Source organism: candidate division WOR-3 bacterium (assembly GCA_039801085.1).
GTDB lineage: Bacteria > Hydrothermota > Tepidihabitantia > Tepidihabitantales > Tepidihabitantaceae > JAOABP01.
In genome coordinates, this window is the sequence record JBDRTY010000001.1 from 515,281 (window position 1) to 527,836 (window position 12,556).

General features: G+C 49.9%; 11 protein-coding genes. 7 read left to right on the forward strand and 4 right to left on the reverse strand.

Annotated features, from left to right (window positions below):
* The first annotated feature begins 1 nt into the window (after position 1).
* The 7 genes from lptC to ABIK48_02465 all read left to right on the forward strand — a co-directional run bounded on the left by lptC (position 2) and on the right by ABIK48_02465 (position 7,439).
* Positions 2-559, forward strand: a complete 558-nt coding sequence (gene lptC / locus ABIK48_02435) for an LPS export ABC transporter periplasmic protein LptC (protein MEO0021015.1) — start codon at positions 2-4, stop codon at positions 557-559.
* Positions 543-1,493 (forward strand): hypothetical protein, encoded by a 951-nt coding sequence (locus ABIK48_02440; protein MEO0021016.1) that lies wholly within the window; start codon positions 543-545, stop codon positions 1,491-1,493. The genes lptC and ABIK48_02440 overlap by 17 nt, the downstream gene beginning before the upstream one ends.
* A 4-nt stretch (positions 1,494-1,497) precedes the next feature.
* Positions 1,498-2,217 (forward strand): LPS export ABC transporter ATP-binding protein, encoded by a 720-nt coding sequence (lptB, locus tag ABIK48_02445; protein MEO0021017.1) that lies wholly within the window; start codon positions 1,498-1,500, stop codon positions 2,215-2,217.
* The gene (gene rpoN, locus ABIK48_02450) at positions 2,214-3,635 is read left to right on the forward strand and encodes an RNA polymerase factor sigma-54 (GenBank protein MEO0021018.1); all 1,422 of its coding nucleotides are present in this window, start codon (positions 2,214-2,216) and stop codon (positions 3,633-3,635) included. The genes lptB and rpoN overlap by 4 nt, the downstream gene beginning before the upstream one ends.
* On the forward strand, positions 3,635-5,533 hold the full coding sequence (gene selB / locus ABIK48_02455) for a selenocysteine-specific translation elongation factor (protein MEO0021019.1): 1,899 nt from the start codon (positions 3,635-3,637) through the stop codon (positions 5,531-5,533). The genes rpoN and selB overlap by 1 nt, the downstream gene beginning before the upstream one ends.
* A 72-nt stretch (positions 5,534-5,605) precedes the next feature.
* Complete coding sequence (gene selD / locus ABIK48_02460; protein MEO0021020.1) at positions 5,606-6,586, forward strand: selenide, water dikinase SelD; 981 nt, start codon at positions 5,606-5,608, stop codon at positions 6,584-6,586.
* A gap of 4 nt (positions 6,587-6,590) precedes the next feature.
* On the forward strand, positions 6,591-7,439 hold the full coding sequence (locus ABIK48_02465; protein MEO0021021.1) for a mechanosensitive ion channel family protein: 849 nt from the start codon (positions 6,591-6,593) through the stop codon (positions 7,437-7,439).
* Here the strand turns inward: ABIK48_02465 and ABIK48_02470 are convergent.
* From ABIK48_02470 to ABIK48_02485, 4 genes are all read right to left on the reverse strand, one after another.
* A complete protein-coding gene (locus tag ABIK48_02470; protein ID MEO0021022.1) occupies positions 7,436-8,749 on the reverse strand; it encodes a HAMP domain-containing protein in 1,314 nt (437 codons plus the stop codon). The genes ABIK48_02465 and ABIK48_02470 overlap by 4 nt on opposite strands.
* A gap of 5 nt (positions 8,750-8,754) precedes the next feature.
* Positions 8,755-9,444: a TrkA family potassium uptake protein gene (locus ABIK48_02475; GenBank protein MEO0021023.1), complete on the reverse strand. Its 690-nt coding sequence runs from the start codon at positions 9,442-9,444 to the stop codon at positions 8,755-8,757.
* Positions 9,445-9,454: 10 nt separating this feature from the next.
* Complete coding sequence (locus tag ABIK48_02480) at positions 9,455-11,221, reverse strand: TrkH family potassium uptake protein (GenBank protein MEO0021024.1); 1,767 nt, start codon at positions 11,219-11,221, stop codon at positions 9,455-9,457.
* Positions 11,222-11,349: 128 nt separating this feature from the next.
* Entirely contained in the window at positions 11,350-12,516 is a 1,167-nt protein-coding gene (locus ABIK48_02485) for an MFS transporter (GenBank protein MEO0021025.1), read from the reverse strand.
* Positions 12,517-12,556 lie beyond the last annotated feature (40 nt).

Sequence of the window (12,556 nt, forward strand, 5' to 3'; positions counted from 1 at the left end):
GATGAGTCCGGTTGACCAGATGAGATTTTTTTCTGCTGTCTGCTCCAAGGTCCTGTATCTCTCACTACTGTTTCTTGTTGGCTGCAAGGAGGAAGAGGGAAGATTTGAGAGCTACAAATTGCCCAATCAGGTTGTCCGGGATTTTGAGTTGGATGAATCGGTGAGCGGCAGGCGTCTTTACCGATTAAGTGCCCGGCTGGCGACGGTCTGGGAAAATGAATCCCGGATTGATGTGGAAACTCTGGAAGTTATTTTTTACGGTGATGATGAGCAGCCTTATTCCCGGCTTGTAGCCGATGCCGGGACAGTCTGGATTAGAAGTGAGGACCTAGTGGCGCGGGGGCATGTATGTGTGATTACCGGTGATAGCATGACACTGCGGACAGATTCGCTTGCGTGGAGTAATTCCCGGCGCCTGATTCATACACAGGCCGGAATTGTGATCGAGACCTCACAGGGGCAGATCGCCGGTACCGGACTGGTTGCAGATGCCCAGCTGAATAAAATTGAGATTCTCAGTGAAGTGTACGGGAGTTCCAATTATGAATTTGAACCCTAATCCCGTCTTACTGATTGCGCTGTCTGCCGTTACGGTTTTGAGCGGAGCAGAGATTTATGCCCGGAAAATGGAGGTTGTGCGGATTGGAGGTATGCAAGCGATGGTTCTCAGAGAGAGTGTTGCGATTTCTGATCGTGGAACAGTGATCTGCAGCCGGAATGCCCAGCTGTCACCGGGGCGGGATCGGGCGGTTCTCTGGGATTCGGTCTGGATTAAAACATCTGAGGTTTATGTACAGGCAGATTCAGTGGAATATGATTTTTCTCAACGTCACTCCAGGCTTTACGCCCGGCCCGGGAGGTTAATTACGGTGCAGGAAGAATCGGTTGAGATCCGAGCACCGGTACTCGAATATTCGTTTGTTGCGGGTAGGATTCAGGCGCCAGCAGGCTTGGAATTGCGAGACAGGCGCGGAGAGTTTGTGGTTAACGGCAAAAGGGGCTGTTATTTTCTGAAATCACGACAGGGAATGGTGGATTCGGAACCGATTTTAACGATTAACCCTGAGCAGCAGGAAACGGAGGTTGAGGTTACGGCAACCACGATGGATTATAACGATGTCGAAGGGCAGTTTAGAGCAAGTGGTAATGTGCGAGTGCGATCGGGAGCGGGGGAACTCGTGTGTGATTCTGCGGTTTTCCACCCCGCTGCGGATTCCGGGGTTGCTTGGGGAAGTCCGAAAGTAAAGGACAGCTCCGGATCGGCGGAAGGCGATACCGTCGTATTTTATCTTAAAGACCAGTCTCTCCGGCAGGTTGCACTTCACGGTCGAGCGAAAGGACGGTATCGGACCAATTCCGGTGAAACTGTTCTGGTCAACGGTTCACAGTTAAGTATGGAGCTTGCCGACGGCAAAATTGATGTAATTGAGGTGGCAAATCTGATTTCTGGGCAGTTGATCAGGCGCGGTTCTGCCGAGCGTATCGGGGATTAGTGATATGAAGCTTGTTGCCCAGGAGCTGGTGAAGACCTATGGTGGCAGAAGGGTAGTCAACGAGGTTTCACTGGAGCTTAACCGGCAGGAGGTGGTCGGACTTCTTGGTCCCAATGGTGCCGGCAAGACCACTACTTTTCATATGATTACCGGGTTCATTCGCCCTGATTCCGGCAGAATTTTTCTCGATGGCGTGGATATAACCCATCTGCCGGTTTATAAACGGGCACGGTTAGGTCTGGGTTACCTTTCTCAGGAGCCTTCGGTTTTCCGGAAACTTTCAGTGGAGGATAATATCCGGGTGATTCTGGAACTGCTTAATATCTCACGGGCTGAACAGGAACAGATAATCGATGGCTTGCTCACCAAACTCAACATAACCAGTATCCGGCGTCAGCGTGCCAGCAGTCTTTCCGGGGGCGAACGGCGGCGGGTGGAACTAGCAAGAGCACTGGCTTCAAGACCTTTATTTCTGCTGCTGGATGAACCGTTTACTGGTGTGGACCCAATTGTCCGGGCGGAGATTCAGGATATCATCAGAAGGCTGAAGGCCGAAGGGCTGGGCATTCTAATTACTGATCATAATGTCCGGGAAACACTGGAGATTACCGATCGGGCATATGTAATGTATGATGCCCGGGTGCTGCTTTCGGGGACATCGGAGGAATTGGTCCGGGACGAGCAGGCAAGACAGGTATATTTGGGGGAGAGGTTTCGGATATGAACTTTGAACAACGGCATGAGTTGCGCACCGAAGCGCGGCTTACTCCACAATTGGTGCTCAACCTGAAACTCTTGGTGCTACCAGGTCTGGATCTGCAGCAGTTGATTGAAAATGAGCTGGAGCAGAATCCAGCGCTGGAAATGGTAGATGATGGTGATGAGAATGCCAGCTTTGATTCAGCAGAAACCGAGGTTTCGGGTATTTCTGAAGAGCCGGATGTTCCAAGCGGTGTTTTGGGAGGTGATCCGGCGGAGGAATTTGATATTGCCGACCTTCTGCCGCAAGATAGCTGGGAGGTTACTGGTTATGGGGCTGACGAGGAAGGCAAGGAAAGTGCCATAGCTGAGATCATTCCTGATGCCCGGATTACCTATCATGATATCCTGCTTCCGAAACTCTTGACAGAAATTGAACCCCAAGATACTCATATTGCAGAGGAGATTGTTGAATGGCTGGATGAGGACGGATTTCTTTCTGTGCCACCGGGAAAAATTTCCGAATTAACTGGAATATCACTGGAGAAACTTAACCGGGTGCTGGGGGTGCTGCAGCGAATTCCCCCCGGGGGTATCGGTTGTCCGGATATGCGCTCCGCCCTTCTCAAGCAGTTGAATCTGAGGGGATATGATCAAACTAGTTTGGAATACCGACTGCTTTCGGAACACTGGGAACTGGTTATGCAACAGAATTACCGGAAATTGGCAGGCATTTTGCAAATTGATATCAGCAATGTTGAGCAGGCGGTAAAGAATATCTCGTCGTTAGAACCCAGACCGGGGCGTCAGTTTACTTCTGTGCCACCAGAGTATGTGATGCCGGATTTTTCGATTGAGTGGCAGGATGGCAAGTTTGTGGCGATAGAGCAGGATAGCTATATTCCCAGAATCAGGGTGGCGCGACGGTTTGTCGAAATAGTTCAGCATCCTCAGGGTTATCCGGCAGAAACGGTCGCATTTGCCCGGAAAAAGGTAAGTGACGCATTAATGTTTCTGAGGGCAATCGAATCCCGGCGGCGCCTGCTCCGGCGATTAATGGATTGGATAATTAGGCGGCAGGGTCCTTTTCTTCAGCATGGGACCCAGTTTCTCCGTCCGGCAAAGCTCAAGGAGGCTGCAACGGATCTTGGGGTTCACCCTGCGACGGTCTCCAGGGCAATCAGCGGTAAGTATGTGGAAACGCAGTTCGGCATCTTCAAACTGAGAGATTTTTTTGAAACGGGAACTGGTGGAGTTGCGCGTACGGGAATCAAGGAGAAAATCCAGGCATTAATTGCCGCCGAGGACAAAAGTTGTCCTTTGAGCGATGAAGAGATATGTGAACGGTTGCAGGTTGAGGGAATCAAGATTTCCCGCCGAACAGTTGCCAAGTATCGGGCCGAGTTGGGGATTCCCGGATCTGATGAACGGCGGAGGTTGTAATGCATTTTGTCTTGGGTACTGCCGGCCACATTGACCACGGTAAGAGCGCTTTGGTTAAAGCACTCACCGGGACTGACCCGGACCGTTTGAAGGAGGAGCAGGAACGGGGAATGACCACCGACTTGGGTTTTGCCTTTCTCGGCGAAGATATTACAATTATCGACGTGCCGGGTCATGAACGGTTTGTGCGTCATATGCTGGCAGGGGCGAGTTCCATTGATATGGTAATGCTGGTGGTTGCTGCTGATGATGGGGTTATGCCTCAGACAAAGGAGCATTTTGAAATTTGCCGGCTGTTGGGAATTAAAAAGGGAATAATTGTAATAAACAAGATTGATCTGGTCGATAGTACATTAGTAGAGCTGGTCAGAGATGAGGTTCGGGAGCTGGTCCGGGGATCATTTTTGGAAAACGCCCCGGTATTTGCGGTCTCAGCCCGTACCGGCGAGGGAATTGAGGATTTGAAGCGGGGAATTCTTGAGCTGACACGGGAGGTGGAACGGAAACCGGATCGGGGCGTATTCCGGATGCCGATTGATCGTTGTTTTACAATCAAAGGGTTCGGTGTGGTAGTTGCCGGCACTGTGCTATCCGGGAGCTGTAAGATTGGGGACCGGCTTGAGATATTACCTGAATGCATTGCCGCAAGAGTCCGGGGTATTCAACGGCACAACCAGCCTGTAGTACAGGCGGGTACCGGGGAACGGGCAGCATTGAATCTCCAAGGAGTGGAACTGGATCAGGTGTATCGTGGTCAGGTGGTGGTGACTCCTGGATATTACCAGCCGTCCAGTTACATTCAAGCATCGCTTTATCTTTTGAAAGATTCTCCGATCGCACTCCGCAATATGGCACGGGTCCATCTGCATATTGGAACTGCTGAGGTGATGTGCCGGGTCTGTCTGTTGGATAAAAAGGAACTTCTCCCCGGGGATGAAGGGCTGGTGCAATTGAGGACTGAAAAACCGATAGTCTGCGACTATAACGATAGGTATGTCCTAAGGTATGCTTCCCCACTAGCCACACTGGGGGGTGGTGTTGTGCTCGAGATTGGCAGCAGTAAGCTGCGGCGTTTTGATGAAGCGGTTATCAATCGGCTGAGGCAGCTTAAGGCAGGTGAGCAGGGTGCATTGCTGGAACAGCTATTGCTGAAAAACAGTTTTGATATCAAGACTTTAGGCGGTATCGCGCGGCAGATGGCTGTTAGCGAAGATCAGGTCGGTCATATGCTCCAGGTGCTGATTGACAGTCAGCGGGCGGCGACGCTGGATTTTGAAGGCAAGCGGTATGTGATTCACAATGAAGTCCTGCGTTTGGCACTGACAAGTGTTCTTGGCATATTAGCCGATTTCCATCGGCAGAATCCGCTGCGCATGGGAATGAAATCGTCGGAGCTTCGGACGAAGGCCGGACAACTGCCTCCGGTTCTGTTTGAGCTGGTATTAAATCACCTGCAACAGCAGGGTGAGATAATAGTTGATGGCGACAGGGTGCGGCTCAAGGGGCATACGCTGCAGTTGAAACCGGAGGAGCAGGTTCTGTTTGACTGGGTTGCCCGTATTTTGCAAGAGACCCGCTGGATACCGCCCGATCCAGTCGAACTTTTTTCCGGAGTTGACCATAAACTTGCACAGCGGGTAAAACTTGCACTGGTGGAATCTGGAACGGTTATTGATCTCGGTGACGGAATTTTGATGCATGCGCAGGCAGTTTCCGAGGCAAAAAAAGTGTTGTTGAGACTGTTGGAGGAGAAGTCTGAGCTTGCAGCAACCGATTTCCGTCAGGCACTGGAAACAACGCGAAAGTATGCAATTCCGCTTTTGAATTACTTTGATAGTATCGGATTGACCCAGCGCAAGGGCGATGTCCGGGTACTTAAAAGCAGGGTAAAGACTTAGGCAGCTTAAGGAGCTAAAATGGCAAAACGTGGTATACTGGCAACAGTTAGTTGTGCGGGTTGAGCTTCTAAAATAAGTAAGGCGCAGTTGGCGCAGGCACTTTCGGGACTGGAAGTCCCCACGGACCCGCGACTGCTGGTTGGTATCAGCACCGCAGATGATGCAGGGGTTTTTCTGCTTCAGTCGGAACTTGCACTTGTACAGACGGTCGATATTTTGACGCCGATGGTAGAGGATCCCTATGTCTTTGGGCAGATTGCAGCTGCCAATTCTCTTTCGGATATTTATGCGATGGGAGGAGAACCTGTTACGGTGCTGAACATCGTTGGTTTTCCGGCTGCGATGGATAAGGCGGTGCTTCGGGAAATTCTGCGGGGAGGACAGGATACGGTAAAACTGGCAGGTGCAGTAGTAGTTGGCGGACACACATTTAATGAGAAAGAAATAAAATACGGGCTGTCAGTTACAGGCAGGGTGGATCCCGATAAGATTATCACCAATGCCGGTGCCCGGATTGGCGACCGCTTGGTTCTGACCAAACCTTTGGGTACCGGGGTTTTTGCTCAGATCATGATGACCGAAGAAACCGTAGACACCGATCTCTACCGTACAGCAGTTGAGTCGATGATGCTTTTAAACAAGACCGCCCGCGACTTGATGCTTGAGTTTGGTGCCACTGCAGCAACCGACATTACCGGATACGGTTTTTTGGGGCATCTTCAGGAAATGGCAGAGGCTTCAGGAGTTCGGGCAAGGGTTTATTCCCGAGAGATACCGATATTACCCGGGGTAAGGGAACTGGCAGATAGATATGTAAATTCCGGGGTGGCCATGAACGAGGCTTCGTTCAGCAGATGGGTGGAATGGAAAGACAAAGTTTCTGATCCAATAAGGAATCTGCTCTGGGAGTCCGAGAGTTCAGGCGGGCTTTTGATTTCGCTGCCGACGGATAGTGTGCATTCATTTCAAGATAAGGCACAACGACTGGGAGTGATGACAGCGGTTGTAGGGGAAGTTATTTCGGGACCACCGGGAACAATTGAAGTAGTATAATTATATGTTGTGGCAGGAGCTGGGGAAAAGTCTGGCAGAACAGTTTTTTGGACCGGGCCGATTACTAAGTTATACGCGCGCATTTATCAATACATTGATAATCGTTACCGGTGCTTGGCTTGTCACCAAGCTGTTTAATCTGGCAGTCAGCCGGATTTTCCGGCAGAAGGAAGAGAGGTATTACCGGACGGTAGTTCCGCTGATACAGAGTCTTTTTCGTTATGTAATTCTTGCTCTGGCTATTGTTCTGATACTCCGAGCAGTAGGAGTCGATTATAAGGCAATTATTGCCGGAGCTGGTGTACTCGGGTTGGCGATCGGTTTCGGTGCCCAGACGTTGGTTAAGGATTTTATCTCCGGGTTTTTCACTCTGTTTGAAGGAGCAATTGCCGCCGGCGACTATGTTGTTACCTCTAATCTTGAGGGAACGGTAGAGAAAATCGGTTTGCGAGTTACCCAGATTCGTGCGTTTGACGGCACGCTCTGGACCGTACCCAATGGTGAGCTCACCAGTTTCGGAAACAGGAATCGAGATTACATGCGGGCGATGGTTACATTTGATCTGGCCTATGAACAGAATGCCGAACAGGGAATGAAAGTGGCGGCGCTGGTGGCTGAGAACTGGTATGCCCGAAACCACGAACGGTGTTTAGATAGACCTGAAGTTCAGGGTTTGCTGAATTTCGGCGATTCTGGTGTGCGGATTAGAGTTATCTGCAAGGTGAAGCCTGGTGAGCAGTGGGCCGTGGAACGGGAACTCCGGCTGGAAATTAAAAAGGCGTTTGATGAGTCGGGAATTGAAATTCCATTTCCCCGTCGTGTAGTTTACACCCGCAAGAGGCAGGACGGTTAGTTTGAAGTTTCTTCCGAAGGTTCCGGAGGAGCTGGATTGGTGATGATGACGAGGACAGCAATTGTCGTTCCTTCTCGATTGCGGAGTGCCTCAAAGCATACGGCTGAACTGGCAAAGGCAGGGATGATTTCACATTCCTGATGGCTGGCAGCGCCGGAGAGCAGTTGTTGAAGGTGAAGGAGAAATGGCTTGAGGTTGGATAGTTCAGCGCATGACCTGCCGATTGCTTCAGCCGGGTGAATGCCCAGCAGGGGTTCGGCTGCAGGATTGACATAGATTATTTTCAAATTCCGGTCAACAACAAGGACCCCTTCCTTGATGTTGGATGCTAGGAGACGGAACCGGCGTTCCAGCTCGACGATCTGATTTGACTTCATTTCATCCAGTTCCCGCAGGTGGACGAATACCCGGTTCAACTGCCGGGCAAGGTTTCCCAGCTCATCACGCGCTTCAAGTGTAATACGGACATCGAAATCGCCGTTTTCCACACGATGCAGTGCATTAGCCATCCGTTTGAGCGGGAGGATGACAGCACGGGGCAGGGTGAAGATCAGATAAATCAGAAGGCAGCAAAATATCAGAACCGAAGTGATAATGTTCCGTTGACTCCAAATAAAGAGTCGGGTAACCCGAGCTTTATGTTCTGCTATTCGCTGATTTGCTCTGGAGGTGATTGATTCTGCCAGAGTAATGATTGCGCGGCTGACATCGGTCAGACGTTGATGAAACATGGTTTGCATGCCACCCAGCATTTGATAAAATTCGATTTCCTGATCCAGTTTGCTGATGACATTCAGTATTGAATCTGCGGTTGTTTCAGCATCAGCAGGAAGTGTTGAACTCTGTTCAATCAATAAGCGCCTTTGGTCCCATAGTCTATTCAGTTCGAAGGCAGGAGTTGTTGAAAAACGCAGTGTTCGAAACTGGGCTAGTGAATCGATCATTAAATTGTACGTTCTGAGTGCCATGACCAGAGAATCAAATTGGGGTTTGAGTTCCGGAGCGAAACGCCGGCTGCGTTCACTTCTGGCCACTAACTGATTCAAAGCAAGCCGGGCTGTTGACAGATACTGCGAATCGCCGGTAAGCATAAAGTTACGCTCCGCCGTTCGTAACTCGTGGAAGTGGTGGATAATGATATTGCCTTGACGTAGCAGTTCGGCGTCGGTTTCGGCAATGACTGTCGCGAGGCGATTCATTTCGCCAACATAATAAAGTGCCAAGAGAACCACCGGCAGAATCAGCAGCGCAGTAATGAGCATACCCGAGGCAATTCTACCTCGGATAGAATGAAATGGCGTTATTATCATATCACTTAGATTGTGCGGGTCAGGCGTTCAATATCTCCATCCCGTCCTACGACGACCAGAATATCATCCTGTTCAATGATATCTTCAGGGCCTGGAAGGTCGTTAATCTGCTCCTGATATGAAGTTTCGCCTTCGGGGGTGATAGTAGGCATTCTTTTTTTGATCGCAATAACATTGACACCGAAACGCCGGCGGATGTCGAGCTGTCCGAGTTTTTTGCCGATAAAATGCCGGGGTGCATGAATTTCTGCTAGGCTGTGATTTGAGGCAAGCGGTATCTGTTCCAACAGGTCTGGGGTCAAAAGTGACTTTGCCAGTTGATCGGCCATCTGTTCTTCAATCAGAATTGTACGGTCGGCACCGACATCCTTGAGAATTCGGGCATAAAGAGAAGAGGCAGCGCGGGTGATTACCTGACCGGCACCAAACCGTTTCAATAGAGATGTGACAATAATAGCCGCTTCCATTCGCTCACCCATTGCTACAATAACGGCATCAACATCCAGCACACCCGATTGCTTGAGTGCATCTTCGTCCGTGGCATCAATACACAGTGCCTGAGTGACATCGTCCTTGATGTCTTCGACCCGTTTTATGTCAGAATCAATTGCGATAACCTCTGCTCCCTTTTTCATCAGTGCGCGGGCGACCCGGGCACCAAAAGTGCCCAGTCCGATAACTGCAAACTGTTTCATTGATCCTCCTTTACCCAACGATGATTCGGGCGGTCGGGTACGTAATCATCGAATGCTTGTTGGCAGCACTCATAGCCAATGTCAGAGTTAGTGGGCCAGTTCTACCAATAAACATTAAAATTATTATGAGCAATTTCCCGATGATATTCAACTCCGGAGTGATGCCGATTGATAAGCCGACCGTACCGAAAGCCGAGATAGCTTCAAAAAGCAGGGATTCAAACCGCTGATTTTCAAGAAAAAGTAGTCCGGCGTAGGTCAGTGCTATTATTCCCAAGCTGAGGGCAATTATTGCCATTGCCCGGTAGACAACATCCTTTGGGATTGTGCGCCGGAAATAGACGATTTCCTCTTCGCCTCGGATCCGGGAACGGATTGCAAGAAACAGGACAGCGATTGTTGATGTTTTTACTCCGCCACCGGTGCCGCCGGGAGATGCGCCGATGAACATTAGAATCGCCCAGAGGAATATCGTTACGCCATGGAGGTTGGAGAGGCCCACGGTGTTAAATCCTGCGGTTCGGGCAGTTACTGACTGAAATAAGCTTGCCAGCAGTTTTGTACTTAGAGGCAGATTGTGGAGTGTGTTGTCATATTCCAAGAAAAAGAATAGTATAGTACCCCCGGTAATTAGAAATGCAGTCGTGATTAATACAATACGGGAGTGGAGAGTCAGTCGCAGCTGCCGGGGACTATTATTAGTTGACAGTTGACGGAAATTCCTTGGGAAACGGAGTAAATTTTGACGGTTGATTATTTCATTTACTACCGGGAATCCGAGTCCACCAAGAACAATGAGGGTAATAATGCAAAGATTGATGCACAGATCCGACTGGAAACGGATAAACGAATCAGGGAACAGGGAAAAACCCGCATTACAAAAGGCGGAAATCGAGTGAAATGCTGCAAAGTATAATGCCTGACCCGGACTGCCCAGTACAAACAGCCAGCGGAGGAAAAGGATCACCATTCCAATTCCCTCTGCCGTCAGGGTAAAGAGCAGAACGTACCTGACCATGCGGGCGATATCGATATCCCGGGTTTCTTCGATAATCTCCTGCATTGTCCGGCGTTCCTGCAGTCCCATGCGCTGACCCAGCAGAACGACGATGCTTGTATAAAAAGTCATTATTCCCAGTCCGCCCAGCTGAATTAGTGTTAGGATTACCAGCTGGCCGAAATGTGAAAAATAGGTGCCCGTATCCCTGACAATCAGTCCGGTGACACAAGTGGCAGAAGTGGCGGTAAATAGAGCGGTAAGAATATCGGCGCCTCGGCCGTCAGTAGTAGCAGCAGGGAATGTAAGCAGTAAAGTTCCCGCAGCAATCAGCGTCAGAAAGCTGATGACCAGCATACGTACCGGTCGCTGCCGGATGTTACCTAGGACTGCCGGCAGAAATCTAGACCGGGAAAGACCTGTGAGATTGATCACCTGATAGAGTACGAGAATGAGAATGAGCATACGCTGGAAGACAACTGCCGGGATAAGTATTATTGCGATCGCAAGGTCAAAAATTTGCCGAAACCGCGATAACGGCAAAGCCGGAGTAACAAGCCGCTTGGTGAAGATTTCGGCAATTGTCCCCAAACCGGCGGTAATGAGCGACAGGCGCAAGATTAACTTAGCCCATGGGGGAAATGTGAGGTGATAACCATTAGTAAGCACTATGAAAATGACATTAATACCTACCAGTGCGGTGATAGACCAGAATAACGACGTCAGCCAGCCCGGAGGTGTTCGGGCAGTTTTGATAATCCGGAAGCGTTTAAAAAGCATAATTAAATAAAAAAGCTAAATTTATAGTCGCTCACGGGGAACGGTTATTTCATAACTAATCTATATTATACTTTGAAATAGAAAATTGGCAAGGGGGAAAATTTCAGATAATAAACATAGAAGATGGGTCATTTGATCTGGGGTCCTGAAATTACTAACTGGAGCCCGAGGACCGCACACAGTCCCAGTAGGCTACTGAAGACAAAAGGTGCCCGCGGGCCGAAGAGATTCCAGAGGATCCCGGCAAGGATTGATGCTGCGAGCAGTCCCAAACCGGTGATTGCCGCATGCAATCCCAGCATGCTCGCCCGTTGGTTTTCCGGAGCAATGTCGCTGATCAGGGCTTTTTCCAGACCTTCAGTAAGAGCGCTGAACAGTCCATAGGCAACAAAGAGGATACAGGGTAGAGCTACACCAGTTCCTTTATTCAACAGGGCAAAGCCGAAGTAGACTGCACTGTAAGTAAGGTAACCGGCACTAAGGATTTTCCGTTTACCGATCCGATCGGCTATTTTCCCGGCAGGAAAGGCAAAAGTGGCATAGCTGACATTATAAAGCAAATAAAGAAGCAGAATGTTCAGAGTAGACCAGCCGAGCCGGCTCATTCGCAGCAGGAGAAACTGATTGGAGGAGTTGCCAATGGCGAACATACCGATTATGAGTAGGAAGCGACGCAGCGGAGGGGGCAGATTTTTGATCCTGAGCGCGGGCGGGGAAGTTGGTTTTTTTGTGCGGGTTTCTTTAAGAAAGAAGAGGACGAAAACGCCCAGCAGTGCTGGCATAATTGAGAGCAGAAAGATTTGCTGGTAATTGCGGAGAGCCGGGTTGCCGTGCAGGCGGCTGATAAGAAAAATCGCAATGGCGATACCGAGAGTGGCACCCAAGGTATCAAAGGCCCGGTGCAGACCGAATGCTCGTCCGCGGGTTCCATTGATTGAGGCATCAGCGATAATGGCGTCCCGGGGGGCTACGCGAATTCCTTTCCCGATTCGGTCAATTAATCTGCCGAAGAAAACCAAAATCCAGTTTCCCGACAGATAAAGTAGCAGCTTGCCTAAGGTGGAACCGGAATAGCCGGTGAGTACCAGTAGTTTACGGCGCTGGAAGCGGTCGGAAATTCTGCCCGAAAGGAGTTTGAGTAGGGATGCCGAACTCTCGGCAATCCCTTCGATTAGTCCGAGAATTGCCGGTGGTGTACCTAAGGAGGAAAGATAGAGCGGAAGCAGGGGATAAACCATCTCGGTGGATATGTCGGTAAGCATACTGGCGATACCGGCAATAATAATGTTAAACATGAGTTACTGGGCAGTATAATCGATTACCCTCAAAGATGCA